Origin of the sequence: Pseudarthrobacter cellobiosi (assembly GCF_023913815.1) — a bacterium.
In the GTDB taxonomy this organism is placed as follows: domain Bacteria; phylum Actinomycetota; class Actinomycetes; order Actinomycetales; family Micrococcaceae; genus Arthrobacter; species Arthrobacter cellobiosi.
In genome coordinates this window covers 28,368-50,789 of the sequence record NZ_JAMXBK010000025.1, presented here as the reverse complement: position 1 = coordinate 50,789, position 22,422 = coordinate 28,368, and the positions used below count along the sequence as shown (strand labels likewise).

Genomic DNA, 22,422 nt, shown 5'->3' with positions numbered 1-22,422 from the left:
GCCGCGCGTCAAGCGCTTAACGTTGCCGCACGTCAAACGCTTGATGTCTTGGCGGCGCTTTCAGACCGTGGGGCCTCAGTTGGCTAGCGAGCCACTACTCGTGCAGGCGAGCCCACAACAATGGCACTTTCCGGTACGTCCTTCGTGACCACGGACGCAGCCGCCACAACGGCATCATCACCGATCGTCACGCCCGGCAGAATTGTGGCGTTGGCCCCGATCCAAACATTGCGGCCAATGACCACAGGGGCCGGGTGCATGTCCGCGCGACGGCTCGGCATGAGGTCGTGGTTGAGCGTGGCTATCACCACGTTGTGCCCGATCAGACAGTCGTCCCCGATGACCACACCGCCCTGGTCCTGAAACTTGCACCCGGAATTGATGAAGATCCGTTCCCCGAGGGAGATGTTCTTCCCGAAGTCGGAGTAGAAGGGCGGGAAAACCGTCACAGATTCGTCAACCGGCTTGCCGGTCAGCTGAGCTAACAGCTCCCGTACCCGCTCCGGTTCCTGATATCCGCCAGTGATGCGCAGGGCATCCTGGCTGACCCGGTGCATGACCTCATGCAACGGCGAGTCCCCGGTGATGGTGTGTCCGGCATTCAGCGCCTCAAGGAGATCGGCGAGTTCCATGGTGTCTTTTCAGTCAAAGCTCGTCACGCGTGTTCGCACACTTTAATTGTTGGGTTTTGCTGCTTCCGAAACCGCCGTGGCCGCCCAGCTGGTGAGGAGTTTGATGCGCTCTTCGTGGGTCGTCCCGGGTTCGGCGGTGTAGAAGCTGACGTCTCTGACGACACCCGGGGAGGTAGGCAACGCCAGGGACTGGTAGGTCAGCTCCAGGTCGCCGACCACGGGGTGTCGCAGCCGCTTGGTTCCCTCGTGTCGGAAACGGATGTCATGCGATGCCCACAGCGTGCGGAACTCGGGGCTCAAGGTGGATAGTTCGCCTACGAGTTCGCGCAGAGAGCGGTCGTTGGGCTCACGGCCGGCTTCGGCACGCAGCAGGGCGGCGGTGGCCGCGGCGCCGGCGTCCCAGTCGACGAAGAACTCCCGTGCGGCCGGGTCGAGGAAGTGAAAGCGTGCGAAGTTTGCTTGGCCGTTGGCAGTGGTGGTTTCGCTAGCAAACATGGGCGCGTGGAGTGCGCGCCCCAGCGCATTAGAGGCCACGATATCGAGGCGGCCATTGCGGACGAACGCGGCCGACGTGGTGATGGAGTCAAGCAGCCAATGGACAGTGACCGCCAGCCCCACTTCCTTGCGGCGGGAATGCGTCCGGCGCATGGGCCGGGCGGCCCGTGCCAGCTCGAAAAGGTACAGGCATTCCTCATCATTCAGGTGCAGTGCCCCGGCGACGGCCTTGAGGACGTCGTCAGACACGCCGCTGATGTTGCCCTTCTCCAGCCGCGCGTACCACTCGGTGCTCACTCCGGCGAGGACAGCAACCTCTTCGCGGCGCAGTCCGGGAACGCGGCGACGGCTGCCCGCGGGAAGCCCCACCTGCTCCGGGCGGATTTTGGCGCGGCGGCTGGCCAGGAAGTCCCGGATGTCGGCGCGGTTGTCGGGCAGGTTGTCCATGAATCCACGATAGCCCCAGTTCACCAGGCTAAAGGGGGGAGAGCTTGTACCCCAATAAACGCAGCCTTCTTCAGCCGATGGAAATAGGGTGATATTGATGCAAAGGCACCCCCTAAACAGGAGAAGAATGTTTACCGTTAGTTCCTACGCCGCACCGTCCGCCGCTGAGCCGCTCGTTCCCACGAAGATCGAACGCCGCGACGTCGGCCCCCTTGATGTCCTGATCGACATCAAGTTCGCCGGCATCTGCCACTCTGACATCCACACCGTCCGCGGGGACTGGGGTCCCCAGTCCTACCCATTGGCCCCCGGCCACGAGATCGCCGGCATCGTCACCGAGATCGGCTCGGCGGTCACCAAGCACGCTATCGGCGACCGGGTCGGCGTCGGCTGCATGGTCAACTCCTGCCGCGAATGCGTCAACTGCCTCAAGGGCGAAGAGCAGTACTGCCTGAATGGCAACGTCGGCACCTATGGCGCTGTGGACCGCGACGGCACCATCACGCAGGGTGGCTACTCCACGCACGTCGTCGTGACCGAAGACTTTGTTGTGCGGATCCCCGAAGGCATCGCGCTCGACGCCGCCGCTCCCCTGCTGTGCGCGGGCGTCACCACGTACTCCCCACTGCGGCACTGGGGTGCCGGCCCTGGGAAGAGAGTTGCCGTCGTCGGCCTGGGCGGCCTCGGCCACATGGCCGTTAAGCTCGCCCACGCCATGGGCGCGGAAGTCAGCGTACTTTCCCAGTCGCTCAAAAAACAGGAGGACGGGCTGAAGCTGGGCGCGGACCACTACTACGCCACCAGCGACGAGACCACCTTTGAGGATCTCGCCGGCAGCTTCGACCTGATCATCAACACCGTGAGCGCATCGATCGACATCAGTGCCTACCTGCAGCTGCTCACCCTCGACGGCGCCCTGGTCAACGTCGGTGCTCCCGCTGAACCGCTCCCGGTCAACGCGTTCGCCCTCATCATGGGCCGCCGCTCCTTCGCCGGCTCCATGATCGGCGGGATCCGCGAAACCCAGGAAATGCTCGACTTCTGCGCCGAGCACAACCTCGGCGCCGAAATCGAAGTCATCCCGGCCAGCAAGATCAACGATGCCTACGAACGCGTCCTTGCCTCCGACGTCCGCTACCGGTTCGTCATCGACACCTCCACTCTCGTCTAGAACACCGGCGGGCAGCACCGGCCCTCCACGCCTACTACGATCGAAGGATGGAATCCGCGGAGCAGGTGCAGCAATCCGTCCGCTCTCGGCGCATCACCGCCGCCATGGTCGCGGCCCGCGCCGGCGTCTCGACGGCGACGGTTTCCCTGGTGGCCAACGGCAAGACTGCCGGTCGCGTTTCTGAGGACAACATTGCCAGAGTGCGGGACGCAATTTCCGAGCTCGGGTACGTGGTGGACGGGATCGGCAGCTCGCTGGCCAAAGGCGTCAGCTCCATCGTGATCCTCGTGTCTCCGGACATCTCCAACCCGTTTTTCGCCAAGGTGATCGCCGGGGTCCGGGAGTCACTCGGGGCTGATTACCAGCTGCTGCTGTCCGTCACCGACGCGGGCGAATTTCCGCAGGCCGGCGACGTCCGGAAGCTGATGGCACTCCGGCCGGCCGGGCTGCTCGTGGGTGCCCCAAACGCCGAATTCCTGGAAGAACTTTCTGCCGCGGGCCCCGTGGTCCTGCTCGATGCTCCAGGGCTGGAGGCCTACGCCCCGTCCGTCAATCTGGACGTTGCGCACGGCGCGGGGGAGCTGGCGGGACACCTGGCAGATGCAGGGCATCGGCAGGTGGCCTACGTGGACAGTGTCACCGGCACAGCGACGTTCGCCATCCGCCGCGAAGCCTTCCTGGACGAGGCAGCGGCCCACGGAATATCGGTGGGGCCCGGCCACATCATCAGGACCACCATCGACGTCGGGGCGTCTGCCGCCGCGTTCGCCGCCGCCTGGCCCGCGTGGCAGCAGGCCGGGGTCACCGCCGTCGTCTGCTGCACTGACACCCACGCCTATGGGGTGCTGCAGGAAGCGCGGGTGGCAGGCGTCCAGATCCCGGGCCAGCTGGCCATCGCCGGCTTCGATGATCTGCCGTACTCCGCCACCAGCAATCCCAGCCTGACCAGCGTGCATCTGCCGGCGACCTTGTTGGGGCTGAAGGCCGGCGGGCAGCTGCGCCGACTTATGGAAGGCCACCAGCTGGAGCAGCCGCAGCTGACGCTGGAAAGCTCCCTGGTGGTCCGCAACTCCACCTCGGCAACGGCCCCTTCATAGCCAACGCTCTCTCACTTTCCCTAAGAAAGTGAGAGAGCGTTGCCGCATTTCTTAGAATAAGTGAGAGAGCGTCCTGATGGGGTGCTGTCACACCCCCGCCGTAAGCTGGGGGCATGCCGAGTAACTGGGACAGCCTGGACATCAGCCTGCGTGAATCCGTGCAGGAAAACGTGGAGATCTACGAGCGCGTCCGCCCTGCCCTGAAGCTGGTCACCAAGGACGTTCTCCACATCCTCCGCGACATGTTGAAGGACACCGAGGTCACTCCGCTGTTTGTCACCGGGCGCACCAAATCGGTGGAATCCTTCCGGGAGAAGATTTCCCGGATTGAGGAACCGCTGGAACCCGGCGGCCCCCCGGTGCTGAAGTTCCCGGACCCGTTCCGCACCCTCAATGACATGGTGGGCGTGCGCGTTATCACCAAGCTGCCCGCGGAGAACGCCCTGGTGGCCAACATCATCAAGCGCCAGCGCCAGGTGTTCGACTGCCGCGGCGACCGGGAGAAGGACATCGGCTCCATCGAGTCCGGCACGTACGGCTACTCCAGCCGCCACCTCATCCTGCGCACCATCCAGAACGAGGCCGTCAAGGATTACCAGCAGGCCTTCAACCCGGACATTCAGGCCAACGGCAGCTACTTCTTCGAATGCCAGATCCGCACCGTCTTCGCCCACGCCTGGAGCGAGATCGAGCACGACATCCGCTTCAAGGCCGAGGACCCCCGCGCCTGGACTCCGCATTTCGACCGCCAGTTCACCGCCACCGCCGCCATGCTGGAAACGGTGGAGAGCGCCTTCGCGGACCTGCACGAACGCTACGAGGAAGTCCGCAGCTACTGGGATGTCGAGGGTGAGGGCGCCGCGCAGCTCACACCCAACCGGATCCGGGACGTTTGGCGCACGCTGCTGCCGCACGTGGACCGCAAAGTCGATGACGACTGGGGCTGGGCCGCCGAGCTTATGGCCGCCCACGGCCTCAACCAGACCGTCCAGCTGGCCGGCCTTCTGAGCGCCCAGCGGATCACCGAGGTCCGCAAGGCGCTGGACCACCGCTACTCCCCCGGCCCGGACCGCCTGCTGGATGACCTCCTGCTCTGGCAGTACGGCACCAAACACATTGACCTCACCGCAGAGGCGCCCGACGCCGTCCCGCACCCGCGGCGCGACAGCCTCCTGCGGCGGCTCAAACAGATCGAGCGCTACCGCCAGACCAAGTCCGAGTAGACCAATCGCGGAGCCGCAGGATTATTGGGCACCACCGACATTTCAACTACCCTTGACTCATGGTGGAGGCTGTTGTAAACGGACCTCCGATGCTCCCGGTTCCAGCCCCGCGGCAAGATCCGGCACCTGTTTATGCCCCTCTCTGACAAGGATTCCGCCATTTCCACGGACGCATTCTTCGCCACGCTCACCCGGATCCGCAACGTCATCCTGCCTGCGGCCGCACGGTCCTGGCTGAACACGCCGCGTGGACTTCTCACCGGCTTCATCCTGGTGCACCTGGGTTTCCTGATCTTCGCGGCGCTGCTGTCCCTGCGGGGCGAAGCTTTCAGCGACACGTTCATTTACCGCGACTGGGCCCGGGCGGGTTTCGACGAAGCGAACCTCAGCGGAGGCCCCAGCCCGTGGGTTTACCCCATCCTCGCGCTGATCCCCATGGCGCTAGCAGGGCTGGCTGGTCCCGGACCGTTCTTCTTCCTGTGGGTGCTGATGACCACCATCCTCAACGGCTGGGGCCTGGCCAAGCTCACGGAGCGCGGCCGCAACCTGAACGCGATCCCCGCGGGCTGGTGGTGGCTGGTGTTCACCCTGCTCATGGGCTGGCTGGGCTTCGCTCGCGTGGACGGCCTCACCGCACCGATCGTCCTGGTGGCCCTGGCCTACGGCGTGGGCCAGCCGTTTATCGCCTCGGTCCTGCTTGCCGCAGCCACCTGGGTGAAGGTCTGGCCGGCCGCAGTGATGCTGGCCCTCTTCGCCGTCGTCAAGAACCGCCTGCTGGTGGTGCTGGCAGGCGTGGCAACCTCAGCGGTGGTGGTGGCTCTGGCCGCCGTCGTGGGCAGTGTTCCCAAACTGCTGAACTTCCTGACGCAGCAGGGCGACAGGGGCATGCAGCTCGAGGCAACGTTCACCACTCCGTGGCTGTGGCTGTCCGTGCTGAACATCGGCGATTCCCGGATGTACATGAACACCGATATCAACTCGATGCAGGTGGACGGCCCCGGAACGGCAGTGATGTCCGTGCTGATGCAGCCGCTCCTCATCCTTGCCGCCCTGCTCGTGGCCGGACTGACCTTCTGGGCGCTGCACAACGGCAAGCTCAACGGCAACGGCAAGGCCGACGGCGCGGTGGACCGCACCGAGCTGCTGCTGGCCGGAGCCCTCACCCTGGCCACCGCCTTTGTGGTGTTCAACAAGGTGGGCTCACCCCAGTTCATGGTGTGGCTGGCCCCCGCCGTAGCGGTGGGGCTGGCGCACAGCTGGCGTGAATGGCGGGTCCCCGCGGCCATGCTCATCGCCATCGCGGTGGCAACGTTCTTCATCTACCCGCTGTTCTACGATGCCCTCAGCCACAACAACCCCCTCATGGCCGGCGTGCTGACCATCCGCAACGTCCTCCTGGTGGTCCTGTTCCTGTGGTCGGTCCGGCGCCTGTACTCGCTGGGCAAAAAGACTTCCGCGTCCGTCCCCGCGCTCAAGGAGTCCTAAGATTTCCACGAAGTTCTTCGACCGGCTGGTCAGCGTCCGCAGCACCGTCCTGCCCGCGCGCGTGGTGGACTGGTTCGCCCGTCCGTCCAGCGTCTGGTGGGGCTTCGCAGTCATCCACCTGTATTTCCTTGGCTGGATGGCGTCGTTCTTCCTCAACGGCGATACGTTCAGCGACACCGAGCAGTACCGCCAGTGGGCCATGGACGGCTACAATCCGGACAGCCTGGACGGCAAGATCAGCCCCTGGGTATACCCAGTGCTGGCGCAGATCCCCATCTTCCTCGCGAACATTGCCGGACCCAGCCTGTACCTCCTGTGCTGGTTCCTGATCATCACAGCCCTCAACGCCGTCGGGCTTGCTTTCCTGACGCGCGGGCCGCGGAAGGTGAAGGGCATCGCCCCGGCCTGGTGGTGGCTGTTTTTCACGGTATTTATGGGCTATCTCAGCTTCGCCCGGGTGGAGGGAATCACCGCCCCCATCGTGCTGATTGCCCTGCTGTACGCGGCCGAACGCCCCGTGGTGGCGGGGATCCTGCTGAGCGTGGCCACCTGGCTCAAGGTGTGGCCGGCAGCGGTCCTCGTGCCCATCGTTATTGCCAGCCGGAAACGGATCCAGGTACTGGCGTCCGGTGTCGCAGTCACCGCCGTCGTGGGCCTGGGCACGTACCTGTCCGGCGGGCTGCCGCACATCATGGACTTCCTGACCAACCAGGGCGAGCGTGGGATGCAGCTTGAAGCCACGTTCTCCACGCCGTGGGTGTGGCTCAGCGTCTTCAACATCGCCGGTTCCAAGATGGCGGACAACACGGCCATCAACTCCACAGAGGTCTACGGCCCCGGCGCCAGCGTGGCCGCGTTGCTGATGCAGCCCCTGCTGATCCTCGCCGCCGTGGTGGCGGCAGTCCTGCTGGTCAGGGCCCTGAACCGCGGTGCCGAGCGGGAGGAACTCTTCCTCGAGGGTGCGCTGATGATGACCACGGCGTTCATCGTGTTCAACAAGGTGGGTTCGCCGCAGTTCATTATCTGGCTGGCCCCCGTGATCATCGCGGGCCTGACGCACGACTGGGAGCGGTGGAAGGTTCCCGCGGCGCTGCTGATGGGAATCGCGGTGACCACCTTTGTGATCTATCCGCTGTTCTACACGCCGCTCATCCACGCCCACCCGGTCATGGCCGCCATCCTCACCACGCGCAACGTGCTGCTGGTGGTGCTGCTCTGGTGGTCGGTGAAGCGGACCGCCGAGCTCGGCCGGAAATCACAGGCGGTCACGCAGGCCGCCTGACCCGGGCCGCCTTAGGGTAGTGCCATGACTTTGGGGGAAGAAAACACAAACAGGCCGGGGCTCCGCCGTTGGCTGCCGCTGCTGGCACCGATCCTTGCGGCAGCCGCGGTTGCCACCGGACTTGCTGCAGTCTTGGCGCCCCGGCAGGAGATCGGGTGGTTCGCCTACGCACCCCTGGCTAACCAGACCTTCACATCGGACACGATGGTCCTGATGGACAGCGGTGCTCGGACCGGTTATTTACTCATTGCAGTGGCCCTGCTGACATTGGCGTTCTGGTTGGGTTACCGCCTGGGTCTTCGGCGCAGGGCCGCGTCGTAGAGTTCCGCTCGTTAGAGCTCTTTGGCGGAGCCGGCGCGCCTCAGCGGGCGGTGCGGCGCTGGTCCAGGACCCAGCGCCAACCCCGCCGGGCCCAGTCCGAGGGTTTGCCCTCGATCAGCAGCTTCCGCGTATGGATGTCCAGGACCAGCAGGTAGAACGTGAACAGCAGCGCCGTCACGAACGCCAGCGACGACGCGTCAATGGCCAGCTCCACAAAGGACCAGACCGAGAGCTGGTCCTGTGCGCCGAAGACCACAAAGAACGTCACGCCCACGTAGAGGCACCGGATCTGCCAGTCGTTCCGGATGCCGGTGGCGGCCAGGAACGGCACAAACCAGAGAATGTACCAGGGCTGGATGATGGGCGAAAGCATCACGACGGCGGCGAACGCCAGGGCCAGCCGGCGCACCGCCCGCGAGTAATCGCCACGGAACATCAGCAGCAGCACCAGCCCGATGGCCGCCCACTTCATGCCGGTCCGCAGCAGGTCCGCGATGGTGCCGCCCGCCAATCCCAGCACGTTGCCGAGGAACTCGACCTGCTGCCCCAGGAACCCTGACGGCGAATAGCCGGTGTAACCCGGCGTCGGGTCCATGATGGCCCACACCCACCCCAACCCGAGGTTGTACGGGATCCCGCTGACTGCCAGCACCGCGAAACTGATTCCCGCCGTCGCGCCCCAAATGAGGAACTTCCGCGTCCACGAGGCGGCCGGCCCGGCCCACATAACCCCGATGAACGGGAGCAGCAGAACCGTGATGGGCTTGATCCCGATGGAGGCGGTGACCAGCAGGATTCCGGCCAGGTATCGCTTCGTCGCGGCGAAGTAGACACCGGCGACGGCGAGGCCCACCATGAGCGCGTCGTTGTGGGCGCTGGCCACGAAACTGATGAGGAACAGCGGGTTGGCCACCGCGATCCAGAGTGCCCGCGCGCCGTTGATGCCGTGCAGTTCGGCCAGCTTGGGTACGTAGATGACGCAGAGCAGGACCCCGACGCCGGCGATCAGGCGGAACAGCAGCACGGACACGTCGGGCTGCGCCCCTGTCAGCTCCACCACGCCGCGGGCGAGCCACAGGAAGTAGGGCCCGTAGGGGGTCCGGTTCTCGGCCCAGGCCGGGTCCGCGCCGAGGGCAAACCAGTTGTTGAGGGTGGAAATGCCCACGGTGTAGGGGTTCTGGCCTTCCATGACCAGGCGGCCCTGTCCCGTGTAGGCGTAGACATCGCGGGAGAAGATGGGGACGGCCAGCAGGAGCGGCAGGGACCAGGCGGAGATGGCTATGACCACCGACCGCAGCGAGTGTTCGTCCCAGTCGTCCAGCCGCTGGCCCAGCCGGAGCCAGGACCGCATCAGGAGCATCGCCCCCACCGTCAGGAGCACGGTGGACAGCGTCACACCCCAGCCCTCGGTCCGCAGGGCGATGACCACCGGCTGGCGGATCATGGGTGAGCCGTTGGCGATCCAGCCCGTTCCGATCGAGCCCACAAACATCATGAGGGCGCCGAGGAAGCCCTGCCAGGTGGCGATGTACACCCGGCGCTTGGTGGGGGGGGCTACGGCGGGCGCGGCAGATTTCGGGAGCTCCGCGCCGGCCGCTGTCTTTTTCGACGGACCGGGAACGCTCTCCGAAGTGCTGATGTGTGAACCGCCTGCCGTCATGTCTTGTGTGGTCCCCTACTTACGTTACGGCGCTGGCTGGACTAGCTATAGGCCGGTCTACAACCCAGTCATTTTAGCAGTTGGCCCGCGGCCTGCCCCAGACTTGTAGGGGCGGACGTGCCCCCTATTTCGCAATGAGGCGTGGCGCCGCCCCATCCCCGCCTATGAATGAAGCCGCCACTGCCGGCTTCACCTGCACGATTGGACCCAGCCGTGGCCGTACGAAGCGTCCCAGATGCCCGGACCAGCACGCCTCAGCAGCTCCAATCAGTCCGTGCCACGCTTCGCTCGCCGCGGCGGCTGAAGACCGAGGCGCTGGCAGGCCTGGTGGTGGCGCTGGCGCTGATCCCGGAGGCGATCGGCTTCTCGGTGATCGCGGGCGTGGATCCGCGGATCGGCCTGTTTGCCTCGTTCACCATGGCTGTCACCATCTCCTTTGTGGGCGCTGGCGGTCCTCGGCGTCACCCGGTTGATGCGGTTCATCCCGCGCTCGGTGATGGTGGGCTTCGTGAACGCCCTGGCGATCCTCGTGTTTATGGCGCAGATTCCCGAACTGATCGGCGTGCCGTGGATGGTCTACCCGCTGGCGGCCATGGGCCTGGTCATCGTGGTGGGACTGCCAAGAATTACGACGGCGGTGCCCTCACCCGTGGTGGCCATCGTGGTGCTCACCCTGTTTGCCGTGCTGGCCAGCGTGGATGTGCCCACCGTCCAGGACAAGGGCCAGCTGCCCGAGAGCCTGCCTTCGGCGTTTGTCCCCAACGTCCCGCTGACGTGGGAGACATTCCAGGTCCTCGCACCGTTCTCGGTGTCTGTGGCGTTGGTGGGGCTGCTCGAATCGCTGATGACCGCCAAGCTCGTGGACGACATCACGGACACCCGCTCCAACAAGACCCGCGAGTCCTGGGGCCAGGGCGTGGCGAACATCGTCACCGGCTTCTTCGGCGGCATGGGCGGCTGCGCCGTGATCGGCCAGACCATGATCAACGTCAAGGGATCCGGGGCCCGGAGCCGGGTATCCACATTCCTGGCCGGCGTCTTCCTGCTGGTTCTGGTGGCGGTGCTCGGCGACGTTGTGGCCTGATTCCGATGGCCGCGCTGGTGGCCGTGATGATCTTCGTTTCCGCCATCACCTTCGACTGGCACGCCATCACTCCGCGGAGCACGGGCGAAAAGTGGAGCTGATCGGGCTGAATGCCGCCAGTGGCTATGCGGGAACGGCTGGCGGGAAAGCTCAACTGACGGGCTAGCCTCGCGGGTCGCTGTGGACGGCGCGGTTCCGTCCCAGCGACTTGGCCGCATAGAGGGCCCGGTCAGCGGCTGCGATGAGGTCTTCCACATCGGACGTCGCGGCGTCGTACAATGCCACACCGTAACTGACGGTGGGCATCTCCAGCCCGTCGACGGTGGGCACTTGGGCGAGCCGCCTGCTGACCTCCTCGGCGATTTCCTCCGCGCGCCCGGCGGAGGCGCCCGGGATGAGGAGGATGAACTCTTCCCCGCCGTACCTGCCCACGAGGTCCGTGGATCTCACCACGTCCCGGCACGCGTCGGCGAAGGCCTGGAGCGCAAGGTCGCCGGCAGCGTGTCCGTGGGTGTCGTTGACTGCCTTGAAATGGTCCAGGTCAGCGAGGATCAGGGCACCCGTTCCCCGGGCGACGGTCCTGTCCTTCAACAGCGCCGCGGCCAGGTCCCGGAAGGCTTTGCGGTTGAGCAGCCCCGTCATATCGTCCCGGGTGGCCACCATGTGCAGAGCCCGGGTCTGCTGTTCGGTGCTCAATGCGGCCATGCTGAAGGACACCACCACCAGCAGCACCATGGTCACCAACGTGGTCACTGCGGACCCGAAGAACGTGACGAACGTGGGACCGTTCGGGCCCTCCAGGAGGAAGAGGACAAGCCGGCCGAAATAGAACGCGGACAACCCGGCCGCCGCGGCAGCCATGGGGACCCGCACGCGCGAATATCCGGGGTCCAGCCGCCAGAGTTCCCGGGAGGCGAGCCCCACCGTCAGGCACATTGCGGCGAGGAAGACTGCACCGCCGGACCAGGTGTTGGTGCCGGGATTGTCGACGGCGGAGGCAACCAGGGTGACCAGCGGTACCCCGGTGAACGCCCACCGCAGCGGCGGCACCTCCCGGAGCGACCGGGCACCGGCCCAGACGGCTGCGCCGCCGAGGACCAGCAGGACATTGCCCAGCATATTGGCCCACCATTGGTGGGCGGTTCCGTTGAGCAGGAAGGCGGCGGATCCGGAAAGGAAGAACACCAATGCGAGGCACCACCAGCCGCCGTACGGCGAGCGCGTGTAGCGGTAGTCCAAGAAGTAGAACAGCAGCACCAGGACCAAAGCCATCACGCCGAAGGCAATCCTCAGCGTAGAAGTGTCCAGGACCATGTCCGACGTTCCCCCCGACTGCCGAGTGATGCAGACCTCAGTATCGCACCGCCATCGGACATTTTCGCCCTGCAACCGAAACTGCGACACCCCTGGATTTTTTGTCCACATAATCCGCGCCGAAAGCCATTTAGCGGCCGATATCTTCCCAAAAACTCAGGGAGGTTACTGGCCTGGCGTGCGGATGATCCGTCGTTGCGTGGCCAGGGCGATGGCCGAGGTCCGGTTGTCCACGCCGAGCTTGCCGTAGATGTGCACCAGGTGGGTCTTGACGGTGGCCTCGGAAATGAAGAGCCGCCGGGCGATGGCGCGGTTGGTCAGGCCGGTGGCCAGCAGTTCAAGCAACTGGACCTCGCGGGTTGTGAGGGCGGTTTCCGGGCTGCTGATCCGCGACATCAGCAGGGCCGCGACCTTGGGCGCCAGCGCCGTCTGGCCCGCCGCCGCCGACAACACGGCCTGGCGGATCTGTTCCGGCGGGGCGTCCTTGAGCATGTAGCCGCTGGCGCCTGCCTCCACGGCGGCCAAGATGTCCGCCTCAGTGTCGTAAGTGGTCAGGATCAGGACCGGCGGCGGGGAGTCCAGCTGCCGGATCGCTGCGGTGGCGGTGACGCCATCCATCCCGGCGCCCATCTGCAGGTCCATCAGGACCACGTCCACGCGGTCCCCCAGGGTCCGCAGCCGCGCCAGTTCGCGCAACGCCGCGTCCCCGTCGGCGGCCTCGGCAGCGACGCTGAAGTCCTCAAATTCGGCGAGCATGGCGCGCAGTCCCGCGCGGACCACGGGGTGGTCATCCACCAGGAGAATACGGAGCTCCCCCATCAGTGCCGCTCCCCCGCCGGGCCGGGCAGTTCCGGGCTTACCAAGGGCCGCCCGGGCAGCGCCCCTCCAGGGGGCGACTGACCAGGCAGCACACTTCCCGAGAGCGGCAGCCGGATGGCGACGACGGTCCCTTCGCCGGGTGCCGTCTCCACGTCCAGGGAGCCGTTCAGCTCAGCCACCCGGGCAGCCAGCGAGCGCAGCCCAAACCCGCTGCCGTCCGCCCGGCCAGCCACGCCGGAACCCGGCGTTTCCGGCACAAAGCCCGTGCCGTCGTCGTACACGTCCAGGGTGACCTCGTCCCCGAGGAACGCGAGGGTGACGACGGCGGTGCTCGCCTTGGCGTGGAGCCGGACGTTGGCCAGGCTGGCCTGGGCGGCCCGGAGCAGGGTGACGCTGTACTGCGGCGGCAGCTCCGCCGGGTCGCCCACCAGCTCGAAGCGGCAGCGGAGTCCGTTACCGCGAGCGGCGGCCAGGGTTTCGGTTTCGCCGCAGAGCCGCTGCAGGCTTTCCGGGAGCGACGACTCCTGGAGCTGGGGCGAGGTGAGGCCGCGGACAAAGCTGCGGGCCTCCGCGAGGTTTTCCGACGCCGTCTGCTGCACCAGCGCGAACCGCTCGGCGGCGGTGGCAAGGTCGCCGCTGGCCAGGGACTTTTCTGCCGCCCGCGCAACCAGGACGATGCTGGACAGGCCCTGCGCGAGGGTGTCATGGATTTCGCGGGCCAGGCGCTCACGTTCAGCTGCGACGCCGGCATCATGTTGGGTCCGGGCCAACTCGGCCCGGGTCCGCCGGAGTTCGTCCGCGGCCAGCCGCTGCGCCTCACTCTCCTGGTAGAGCGCCTGGTAAGCCAGCCCGGTGACCACGGCGAAAACGGCACCCAGCCCCGGTCCCAGGACCATGGGCAGGGTGGGCGACGGCAGGCCGCTGGCCACCCACTGCGAAGCCACGACGGCGGCCGTCATCGCGGCGATGGTGAGCAGCGCAATCCTGCGCGGCAGGATGTGCAGGTGGAGGAAGAAGAGAGGAAAGGCGACCCAGGAAAATTCGGCACTGCCCGCGAGGAGGACGCCCCACAGTGCTGTGACAAGGCCCAGCCAGGGGGCGGCGTAGGGGTGCGGGTTGAAGCTGGAGCGGCCGGCGGCGAAGCGCTTCTCCAGGATGGTGCCGGCGAGATAGGCCGCGGCGAGCGCAAGGGCGAGTGCGGACCAGGCGAGGCGCTGGCCGGTTGCTGCGCCTTCCGGCATTGCGGGGCCGTTCACTCCGGCGGCGCCGTCGGTGCCGACGGCTCCGTCAGCGAAGTGGAGCCGCAGGATGGCGACCAGCAGCAGCACGGCAAAACTGACATGAAGCGTCACCCGGAGGAACCGCAGGATGGCAGCCCCCGACGAGGTGGGCTGTGGGTCCGCGGCAGGCATTTCATCAGCTTATGCGCCGGCGGGGACGTACGGATCAACCAAAAGGTTGACCGCCCCATCAACCTCTTGTCCCGCCGGCCTCAACCAAGTCCCCGATGTGGGCTGGGCCGATGCGCCGGAGAGTGGAATCAGAAGGAATTCCACCCCCACTGAAGGAAGTACAACGTGTTTCTCGCTATTCGCGACATCCGGTTCGCCAAGGGCAGGTTTGCCCTGATGGGCGGCGTGGTAGCCCTGGTGACGCTGCTGCTGGTGCTCCTGTCCGGGCTTACCGCCGGCCTGGGCGACCAGTCCACGTCCGCCATCGGGAAGCTGGGTGCCGGGTCTGGTGCTGGCTCCGGTGCTGGGTCCGGCGCTGAGACCAGGCCGGTGGACAGCATCGTGTTTGGCGCCCCCGGCACCAACCAGCCCACGGCGTCCTTTACCGAAAGCGAAGTAACGGCCGCGCAGGTGGACAGCTGGAAACACGTCCCGGGCGTGGCCCGCGCCGAGGCCTTGGGCATCAGCCAGTCGCGCCTGCAGGGCGGCGACGGCGGCACCACCAATGTGGCGGTGTTCGGCGTTGCAGAGGACGGGCTTCTGGCGCCGTCGCCGGTTCGGGCGGGGTCGGTGGTGATCGGTGCGACCGTCGCCGCGGATCTCTCGCTCAAGGTCGGAGACACGGCCACGGTGGGTGGCACTGGGGTGACCGTCGCCGCCGTCGTGGATGACCAGTGGTATTCGCACACCGGTGTGGTGTGGACGGCGCTGCCCACCTGGGCCGAGGTGGCGCACCTGGCGCCGGCTGCCGGCAGCGCGCCGGGGAGCATGCCGGTGGCCACCGTCGTCGCCGTCACCTACCAGGACGGGGCCGTGGTGGACGAGGAAGCGGCCAATGCGATGGCGCGCACGGTCAGCACCAGCCGCACAGGATCGTTCCAGGCGCTGGGTTCCTTCAAGAGCGAAAACGGGTCGCTGATGCTGATGCAGGCGTTCCTCTACGGGATTTCGGCGCTGGTGATCGTGGCGTTCCTGACGGTCTGGACCGTGCAGCGCACCCGCGATATCGCCGTCCTCAAGGCCATGGGCGCGTCGGGCGGCTACGTACTGCGCGATGCCATGACCCAGGCCGCCATTGTGCTGCTGGCCGGCGCGGGCCTGGGCGGGGCGGTCGGAATTCTGGGCGGATTCGCCGCGGCACAGGCCGCGCCTTTCCTGGTCACGCCCGCCACCACGCTGCTGCCCGTGCTGGGAATTGTGGCCTTGGGCATGGCGGGCGCCGCGCTGGCAGTTCGCCGGGTGACCACCGTCGATCCGCTGATCGCCCTCGGTGGCAACTAATTCCTCTCCCTGAAACTCCCGAAAGGTACTTCCCATGTCTGTTACAACTGCTGCGCCCCTCATTCCCACCGCCGGCTCCGTCCTCACCCACCCTCTGACCCTCACCAACGTCACCCTCGAATACCCGGACGGGGGCGGCACCATCAAGGCCCTGGACAGCATCAGCCTCCAGGTCGCAGCAGGCCGGATGGTCTCGCTGGTGGGCCCGTCCGGATCGGGCAAATCCAGCCTCCTGGCAGTCGCCGCCACCCTGGTCCGCCCCACCAGCGGGGACGTGATCATTGACGGGATCAACACCGCGGGGCTGAAGGACCGGGAACTGACCGCGCTGCGCCGGGAGAAGGTGGGCATCATCTTCCAGCAGCCCAACCTCCTGGCGTCCCTGACCGCCGTCGAGCAGTTGATGATTGGCCACCACCTGCGTGGCAAACCGCTGAGGGCCGCGCGTTCGCGCGCCGCGGGACTCCTGGATCTGGTGGGGCTGGCCGCGTCCGCGGACAAGCGTCCGCACCAGCTCTCGGGCGGGCAGCGGCAGCGGGTGAACATTGCCCGGGCCCTGATGGGCAGTCCGAAAGTGCTGCTGGTTGACGAGCCGACGGCGGCGCTGGACCACGCGCGCAGCGCGTCGATCGTCGGGCTGCTGCGCCGGGTCACCGACGAGTTCCAGGTGGCCACGGTGATGGTCACGCATGACACGGAATTCGTCCCGCTGACCGACGCCGTCGCTGTAATGCGCGACGGCGGCCTGACCGCCCCGGTCTTACCCGGCGCCGGCACCTTACTTAGCGCAGGCGCCGCGGAGTAGGGTTCCGTCATGGACATCATCCTGGTACCCGGTTTCTGGTTGGACGCGTCGTCGTGGGAGAAGGTGACGCCTGCCCTGGAGGCGTCGGGGCACACAACCCATCCACTGACTCTTCCCGGCCTTGAATCTATGGACGCACCGCGTGGCGGCATCACTCTGAAGGACCATATTGCCGCCGTCGTAAACGTTCTGGACGGTCTCGACGGAAAGGTGGTCCTCGTGGGGCACTCCGGTGGTGGCGCGGTCATCCACGGCGTGGCGGACGCACGGCCGGACCGCGTTGCCCGGAATATTTACGTGGACAGCGGACCCCTGGGCGAGGGCGGCGTCATCAATGACGGGCTGCCCACCGAGGGCGACGACGTGCCCCTGCCGCCGTGGGATGGCTTCGATGACGCCGATCTGGTGGACCTCACCGATGAGTTGCGCGCGTCGTTCCGGGCGCGCGCCATCCCCGAGCCCAGGGGCGTTGCGCATGGCCGGCAGCGCCTGCATGACGTCCGCAGGTACGACGTTCCGGCGACTGTGATCGCGTGCCAGTTCCCGTCGTCGCTCCTCACCGAATGGATCGACGCCCGGCATCCCTTCACCGCCGAGTTGGCCCGCATCCGCGACGTCGAGTACGTGGACCTCCCCACCGGCCATTGGCCCCAGTTCACTAAACCTGTGGAATTGGGCCAGGCGATCCTGGCGGCGGTGGAGCGGACGGGGTGACGCGGCGGGTCTAAGCAGTGACATCAGCCGATCCCCCGAGAGGTTCATCATCGGCTAAAAGTCAGGCCATTAAATAGCCTGACTTCAGGCTATAATCACAGTATGAAAACCGTGCCCCTTAGCGAAGCCAAGGACAAGCTTTCCGCACTCGTGGAGGAGGCGGACAAGACGCATGAGATCATCCAGATCACCCGCCACGGGCACCCGTCAGCGGTGTTGATGTCCGCTGACGACCTCGAGTCACTCCAGGAAACCATCCACTGGCTATCGCAGCCGGACATCAGGACAGATTTGGAACAGGCCCGGCGCGACATCGAGGCAGGGAACACCGTCAGCGGCGATGACCTGCGCCGAGAGTTTGGGCTACCGCCGAGGTGACTGAGGAACCATCGAACGAGCAGGGCCCCTGGAGAATCGAAGTTACCAGCCCCGCGCTGAAGGGGTTTCGTCGGCTGCCGGAGAAGGCTGCTGCCGCAATTGTCGAATTCGTTGCTGGAGTTCTGGCCGACAATCCACGCCGGCTCAGCAAGCCCCTCACAAGTGAACTCCTGGGCCTGCGCACCGCACGCCGCGGTGACTACCGCGTGTTGTTCACCCTCGATGTTGAAGAGCACACCTTATATGTCCACCGCATCGAGCACCGCGCGGACGTCTACAAGCCTCGCTGACAAAGACCCATAGACAGTGTGCGAGTGTGGTCCGGGTCAGCGAATTCGATCCTGACCACGCCGCCTCTTGACCAGCCCCAGGCAAAGCACGGCCGCTGCCGCTGAAGCGGCCGCGACGATGCCGAGGGGGACGGCGTCGTTGGCGCCGCCGATGCCCACCAAGGGAGCGGCGATGCCGCCGAAGGCGTACCGGGCCAGTCCCAACAATGAGGATGCCGTCCCAGCGATATCGGGATAATCCTTGAGGGCAAGCGACGTGGCCGGCGGGCTGGTGACGGCCACGCCGCTGACCATGGTGAACAGGGACAGGACAATGGCAATCAGCGGCAGGTGCAGGGCCGCCGCCGCCAGCAGCCCCAAGGCGCCGGCCGCCGTCATTATCAGGCCCGCGGTGAGCGTCCCACGTTCGGACCACCGTTCAGCGAGCCGGCCGGCGATGAACCCGAAGACCACAAAGCCCAGTGAATTCAGGCCGAACGCGAACGAGTAGCCCTGCGGGGAGAGCCCATACATGCCTTGGAGTATGTAGGTTGCCCCGCTCAGATAGGCGAAGACCGCCGAGTACGTGAAACCGGTGATCAGCACGGCCCCGACGAATACGCGGTCAGCGAGGAGCCGGCGGAAACCGTGGAGGGTCTGCGAAAACCCTCCGGTCACCCGGCGGTTCGCCGGCAGGGTCTCCTGGAAGACCACCAATGACGCCAGCAGGACGGCGACGCCGACGGCTGCGAGAAACAGGAAGACTCCGCGCCAGTCGGTGACGGTGGCGAGTTGCCCGCCGATGACCGGGCCGATGATGGCGGCCAGTCCGCCGAGAACCGTGAGGCGGCCGTAGTAGCGAATGAGTTTGGCGCCCGAGTAGACGTCCCGCCCGGCGGCCTGCGCAATGACGATGCCCACGGCTCCGGCGAGGCCTTGGACAAACCTCGCGACGATGAGCGTCTCAACGGTCGGGCTGATCGCACAAAAGACAGAAGTGACCGTGTACGCAACGACACCGATCAGCAGCGGCGTCCGCCGCCCGAGGCGGTCCGAGAGCGGCCCCGCTACTAATTGGCCGATGGCGAGGCCCAGCAGACAGGCGGTGATGGTCAACTGGGCCACCGACGTCGTGCTTTGCAGCTCAGCGGTGAGGGCTGGGAGGACCGGGAGGTAGAGGTCCATGGAGATGGGACCGAAGATGGTCAGCAGGCCAAGCACAATCGCCAGGGGGCGGCCGACTGTCTGCTCGCGTGCGGGAATCGGGGTTACGACGGCGGTCACGCTGGCTCCGGTCTGTGGGTAGGGGCAGGACTGCGGTTCACGTTCAATACAACGCGGTCATGCCTGTCCTAGCGAGGGCTCTGGTTATCAGGGGTCTGCCAGTACCTCCCTCCCCTGCCGCAGCCGTAGCGGGTAAGCGCCCATAGTGTGCAACGCTGGTTGCATGGATCTGGAGGTGTCGCCCGCGCTCACGATTCCGGCGTCGGAACTCCGCTGGCGGTTCTCGCGGTCGTCCGGGCCAGGCGGTCAGCACGTCAACACAACGGACAGCCGCGCCGAACTCTCATGGAACATCGCCGGCTCCGCCGTACTTTCGGATGACCAACGGCAGATGCTGCTGACTCGTCTCGCACCACGCCTCGTCGCCGGGGTGATCACCGTGGCCTCCTCCGAGCAGCGCTCCCAGCTGCGCAACCGCGAGACCGCCCTGTCCAAGCTCGCCGATCTCGTGGCAGAAGGTCTGGCACCCGAAGGCCCCCGCCGCCGGGCGACCAAACCCACGCGGGGTTCGAACCGCCGTCGTCTCGCCGCCAAGGAACAGCGGTCGGCGACGAAACGGCAACGGCAGCGGCCGTCCGCCGAGTAGCGCCGTCGAGCCGGGCTCCGGCAGGACCCAGCGGCGATCCCGCCGTCGAGCCCTATCCCTGCGGGTTTCCGCCCGTTGTGGCTGAGGCGGCTTCGCCGGCGCGGCGCACCCAGGTATGCGCAGCCCAGATGAACAGCAGCAGCGCCACGAGGACCAGCCCGGCGTGGCCGAGTTCGAGTTCGGCAAGGAAGGTGGTCACCGGGTCGGTGAGACCGAGCATCGCGTGCAGTAGGCCAGCGATGGTGATGACCGAGATGAACAGGGCAGAGGCTGCGGACACACCTGTGATCACCATGTTGAAACCGATACGGCGCCGGGGGTCCACAACGGCGCTTCGGTACATCCTCATCATCGCGACGCCGTTCACCGTGTCACACAGCGTCATCGCTGCCATGAAGCCGAAGGGCAGGGCCATGAGGGCGACCGGGGAGATGCCGGCGAGGGCTGCCGTCGCTGTGAGGAGCAGGAACGCGATGGTCGAGGCCGTGTCGAAGCCAAGGCCGAAGAGGAATCCCAGGACGAAGATGTCACGTGGACGGTTGACGCGGGAGAGCGGTTTGTTGAGCAGGCGGGCCACCAGCCCGGTCGGGGCCAGTGCCTCGCGGGTGACGGTCGCACCATCTTTGACGCGGCGGTACAGCAACGCGGTTCGCCGGAACGCGGCGGCGTTGTAAACACCGATGGTCAGCAGGAACAGGCCCGAGACAGATGCCCCGGTAATGCTCAAAACCATGTTCGCGGACGAGCCGTCATTAAGCGCGTCCTGAATGATGCCTGCACCACTGACAACTAGTACCCCGGCAAGCACAACCACCATGCTGTGGCCCATGCTGAAGGCGAAACCCACGCTGACTGGGCTGCGGCCCTGGGCCGCGAACCGGCGGGTGGAGTTATCGATCGCCGCAATGTGGTCCCAGTCGTAGCTGTGCTTCACCCCGGCCAGGTAAGCCGTGATGAGCAGGCCGAGCACCACAGGGCTGTGGTTTGTGCGCAGCGAATCGGCCAGCAGCGCAAGCATAACGACGTGGAGGGCGGCGACTGCCGCGAAGGTGACCGCCAAGCGGCGGGCCGTCGGGAGGGCTTCCCGCTCGTGGTGGTTCAAGAGGGCTTTCATTTAGTACTTTCGAAGGTCGAGGCGGGGCTGGCCGTGCCAGCGCAACCGCAGAAAATCGATGCCGGCGCGGATGACGGCGTCCAGCGGCTCGGTGGCGTGGGACAGGGCCCGGATGACCAGGCCGCCGTCGAGCAGTGACATTCCCAGGTTGCAGCCGTCGGCAAGCGGCAGCAGCTGCTCATGCAGCTCGTTCAGCAGCGCGGCATCCACGCGGGCATCCATAACCAGGAGGGAACCGACGTGGGTGTAGTCCTCGAGGAAGGCCATGCCGTCTATCGGGGCGGTACCGGCCAGCGGACGGATCAGCAGGTTGTCGAGCACCGCCAGGCGCCCGTCGACCGAGATCTCGTTCCGCAGGCGGATTTCGTCGTAGCCGAACAGGGCGCCGTCCGGTGACCAGCCCGGGGTGACGATCTCGGCCATCACCAGCGAGGCGCTGCCGTGCATCTCAACCACTGTGGCCTGGCGGTAGGTCGCCCCGCGGTAGGCGATCAGCGGGTCCGGCACATATTCCAGGCTCGCGTTGGGGCCGAGCCTTATGTGCGTCCGCTGTTCGGCGCGGGTCCCGGGAGTGCGGTAGATCTTCGTGGCTGACTGTGTGGTCAGCAGGAGCCGGGCCCCTGTTTCCACGGCGATGTCGATTTCATACTCGTCGCCACCGACGTACCCGCCCCCGGGATTGACCACCACGTAGCAGACCTGGCCGGTGTCATCGAGGTAGTGCGGGCGGAGGATGCGCAGCGCGCCCTGGTGGTACTGGCTCGTGGCGATGCAACGCTCGCCCCGCACACCCACCGTGAGGGCGAGCGTACCGGCGAGTTCGACGGCGGCTCGGCGCACCGGGAGTTCGGGCGCAGGCGCACCCGTCACTGGCGGAGGTCAAGCATGAGCACGTCGCGCCTGATCCAGTTGATGACGTGCTCCAGCCCTTCGTCGGTTTTGAGGTTGGTGAAGCAGTAGGGCTTGTTGCCACGGAACTCGAGAGTGTCCGCCTCCATCACGGATAGGTCAGCACCCACATACGGGGCCAGGTCCTTTTTGTTGATGATGAAGAAGTCGGACTTGATCATGCCCTGGCCGGCCTTGCGCGGGATTTTCTCGCCCTGCGCCACATCGATGATGTAAATCGAGAAGTCCACGAGCTCCGGGCTGAACGTGGCCGAAAGGTTGTCGCCCCCACTCTCGATGAAGACGACTTCGAGGCCGGGGTGGCGCAGCCGCAGCTCCTCCACAGCGGCCGAATTCATCGACGTGTCCTCCCGGATCGCCGTGTGCGGGCAGCCGCCGGTTTCGATTCCGATGATCCGGTCCAGGGGCAGGATCCCGTTGGCCGCGAGGATCTTGGCGTCCTCGATGGTGTAGATGTCGTTGGTGATCGCGGCCATCGAAATCTCGGTGCTGAGGTGGCGGGTCAGGCGTTCCACGAGCTGGGTCTTGCCTGCGCCGACAGGACCGCCGACGCCGATTTTGATGAGTTTCATGGTGCTCCTTGCTACGTATTGGGTGCGGC

At 66.2% G+C, this 22,422-nt stretch carries 22 protein-coding genes and 1 pseudogene; 13 read left to right on the top strand and 10 right to left on the bottom strand.

Going from position 1 to position 22,422, the window contains the following annotated elements; translation table 11 throughout:
- Positions 1-83 precede the first annotated feature (83 nt).
- The gene (locus NG701_RS12170) at positions 84-632 is read right to left on the bottom strand and encodes a DapH/DapD/GlmU-related protein (RefSeq protein ID WP_252567786.1); all 549 of its coding nucleotides are present in this window, start codon (positions 630-632) and stop codon (positions 84-86) included.
- Positions 633-674: 42 nt separating this feature from the next.
- Complete coding sequence (locus tag NG701_RS12165; RefSeq protein WP_252567784.1) at positions 675-1,574, bottom strand: helix-turn-helix domain-containing protein; 900 nt, start codon at positions 1,572-1,574, stop codon at positions 675-677.
- A 127-nt stretch (positions 1,575-1,701) separates the two neighbouring features.
- Here NG701_RS12165 and NG701_RS12160 point away from each other — a divergent pair, with 127 nt between their 5' ends.
- The 6 genes from NG701_RS12160 (at position 1,702) to NG701_RS12135 (ending at position 8,153) form a co-directional block, all read left to right on the top strand.
- Positions 1,702-2,745 carry an NAD(P)-dependent alcohol dehydrogenase gene (locus tag NG701_RS12160; RefSeq protein ID WP_252567782.1) on the top strand — a complete coding sequence of 348 codons (1,044 nt, stop codon included), beginning with the start codon at positions 1,702-1,704 and terminating at the stop codon, positions 2,743-2,745.
- Positions 2,746-2,792: 47 nt separating this feature from the next.
- A complete protein-coding gene (locus tag NG701_RS12155) occupies positions 2,793-3,842 on the top strand; it encodes a LacI family DNA-binding transcriptional regulator (protein ID WP_252567780.1) in 1,050 nt (349 codons plus the stop codon).
- Positions 3,843-3,955: 113 nt separating this feature from the next.
- Positions 3,956-5,065: a GTP pyrophosphokinase gene (locus NG701_RS12150; protein WP_252567778.1), complete on the top strand. Its 1,110-nt coding sequence runs from the start codon at positions 3,956-3,958 to the stop codon at positions 5,063-5,065.
- A gap of 132 nt (positions 5,066-5,197) precedes the next feature.
- Positions 5,198-6,550, top strand: a complete 1,353-nt coding sequence (locus NG701_RS12145; RefSeq protein ID WP_252567776.1) for a glycosyltransferase family 87 protein — start codon at positions 5,198-5,200, stop codon at positions 6,548-6,550.
- 61 nt (positions 6,551-6,611) lie between these two features.
- Positions 6,612-7,832: a glycosyltransferase 87 family protein gene (locus NG701_RS12140; protein WP_252567774.1), complete on the top strand. Its 1,221-nt coding sequence runs from the start codon at positions 6,612-6,614 to the stop codon at positions 7,830-7,832.
- Positions 7,833-7,856: 24 nt separating this feature from the next.
- The gene (locus NG701_RS12135; RefSeq protein WP_252567772.1) at positions 7,857-8,153 is read left to right on the top strand and encodes a hypothetical protein; all 297 of its coding nucleotides are present in this window, start codon (positions 7,857-7,859) and stop codon (positions 8,151-8,153) included.
- A 40-nt stretch (positions 8,154-8,193) separates the two neighbouring features.
- Here the strand turns inward: NG701_RS12135 and mptB are convergent, their stop codons facing one another.
- Positions 8,194-9,813, bottom strand: coding sequence for a polyprenol phosphomannose-dependent alpha 1,6 mannosyltransferase MptB (gene mptB, locus NG701_RS12130; protein WP_252567770.1), 1,620 nt, complete (start codon positions 9,811-9,813; stop codon positions 8,194-8,196).
- Between the two features lie 168 nt (positions 9,814-9,981).
- Between mptB and NG701_RS12125 the strand changes: the two are divergent.
- Positions 9,982-10,971: pseudogene (locus NG701_RS12125) on the top strand (SulP family inorganic anion transporter); the annotation flags it as partial.
- 88 nt (positions 10,972-11,059) lie between these two features.
- Here the strand turns inward: NG701_RS12125 and NG701_RS12120 are convergent.
- The 3 genes from NG701_RS12120 to NG701_RS12110 form a co-directional block, all read right to left on the bottom strand.
- Positions 11,060-12,211: a GGDEF domain-containing protein gene (locus NG701_RS12120; protein WP_252567768.1), complete on the bottom strand. Its 1,152-nt coding sequence runs from the start codon at positions 12,209-12,211 to the stop codon at positions 11,060-11,062.
- A gap of 165 nt (positions 12,212-12,376) precedes the next feature.
- Positions 12,377-13,030, bottom strand: coding sequence for a response regulator (locus NG701_RS12115; protein ID WP_252567766.1), 654 nt, complete (start codon positions 13,028-13,030; stop codon positions 12,377-12,379).
- Positions 13,030-14,442 (bottom strand): sensor histidine kinase, encoded by a 1,413-nt coding sequence (locus NG701_RS12110; protein ID WP_252567764.1) that lies wholly within the window; start codon positions 14,440-14,442, stop codon positions 13,030-13,032. The genes NG701_RS12115 and NG701_RS12110 overlap by 1 nt, the downstream gene beginning before the upstream one ends.
- A gap of 165 nt (positions 14,443-14,607) precedes the next feature.
- Between NG701_RS12110 and NG701_RS12105 the strand changes: the two genes are divergently transcribed.
- The 5 genes from NG701_RS12105 to NG701_RS12085 all read left to right on the top strand — a co-directional run bounded on the left by NG701_RS12105 (position 14,608) and on the right by NG701_RS12085 (position 17,949).
- Positions 14,608-15,762 (top strand): ABC transporter permease, encoded by a 1,155-nt coding sequence (locus NG701_RS12105; protein WP_252567762.1) that lies wholly within the window; start codon positions 14,608-14,610, stop codon positions 15,760-15,762.
- Between the two features lie 34 nt (positions 15,763-15,796).
- Positions 15,797-16,567 carry an ABC transporter ATP-binding protein gene (locus tag NG701_RS12100; RefSeq protein ID WP_252567760.1) on the top strand — a complete coding sequence of 257 codons (771 nt, stop codon included), beginning with the start codon at positions 15,797-15,799 and terminating at the stop codon, positions 16,565-16,567.
- 9 nt (positions 16,568-16,576) lie between these two features.
- Positions 16,577-17,281 carry an alpha/beta fold hydrolase gene (locus NG701_RS12095; RefSeq protein WP_252567758.1) on the top strand — a complete coding sequence of 235 codons (705 nt, stop codon included), beginning with the start codon at positions 16,577-16,579 and terminating at the stop codon, positions 17,279-17,281.
- 102 nt (positions 17,282-17,383) lie between these two features.
- On the top strand, positions 17,384-17,659 hold the full coding sequence (locus tag NG701_RS12090) for a type II toxin-antitoxin system Phd/YefM family antitoxin (RefSeq protein WP_056347465.1): 276 nt from the start codon (positions 17,384-17,386) through the stop codon (positions 17,657-17,659).
- Positions 17,656-17,949 carry a type II toxin-antitoxin system RelE family toxin gene (locus tag NG701_RS12085; RefSeq protein WP_252567756.1) on the top strand — a complete coding sequence of 98 codons (294 nt, stop codon included), beginning with the start codon at positions 17,656-17,658 and terminating at the stop codon, positions 17,947-17,949. The genes NG701_RS12090 and NG701_RS12085 overlap by 4 nt, the downstream gene beginning before the upstream one ends.
- Before the next feature lie 36 nt (positions 17,950-17,985).
- Here the strand turns inward: NG701_RS12085 and NG701_RS12080 are convergent, their stop codons facing one another.
- Entirely contained in the window at positions 17,986-19,212 is a 1,227-nt protein-coding gene (locus NG701_RS12080) for a multidrug effflux MFS transporter (protein ID WP_308216223.1), read from the bottom strand.
- Between the two features lie 163 nt (positions 19,213-19,375).
- Between NG701_RS12080 and arfB the strand changes: the two genes are divergently transcribed.
- Positions 19,376-19,798 carry an alternative ribosome rescue aminoacyl-tRNA hydrolase ArfB gene (arfB, locus tag NG701_RS12075; protein WP_252567754.1) on the top strand — a complete coding sequence of 141 codons (423 nt, stop codon included), beginning with the start codon at positions 19,376-19,378 and terminating at the stop codon, positions 19,796-19,798.
- Positions 19,799-19,850: 52 nt separating this feature from the next.
- Here arfB and NG701_RS12070 read toward each other — a convergent pair whose 3' ends face one another.
- From NG701_RS12070 to ureG, 3 genes are read right to left on the bottom strand one after another with little or no spacing between them, the layout of a single operon-like run.
- A complete protein-coding gene (locus tag NG701_RS12070; protein WP_252567752.1) occupies positions 19,851-20,912 on the bottom strand; it encodes a HoxN/HupN/NixA family nickel/cobalt transporter in 1,062 nt (353 codons plus the stop codon).
- A complete protein-coding gene (locus NG701_RS12065) occupies positions 20,913-21,782 on the bottom strand; it encodes an urease accessory protein UreD (protein ID WP_252567750.1) in 870 nt (289 codons plus the stop codon).
- Positions 21,779-22,393 carry an urease accessory protein UreG gene (ureG, locus tag NG701_RS12060; RefSeq protein WP_252567748.1) on the bottom strand — a complete coding sequence of 205 codons (615 nt, stop codon included), beginning with the start codon at positions 22,391-22,393 and terminating at the stop codon, positions 21,779-21,781. The genes NG701_RS12065 and ureG overlap by 4 nt, the downstream gene beginning before the upstream one ends.
- Positions 22,394-22,422 lie beyond the last annotated feature (29 nt).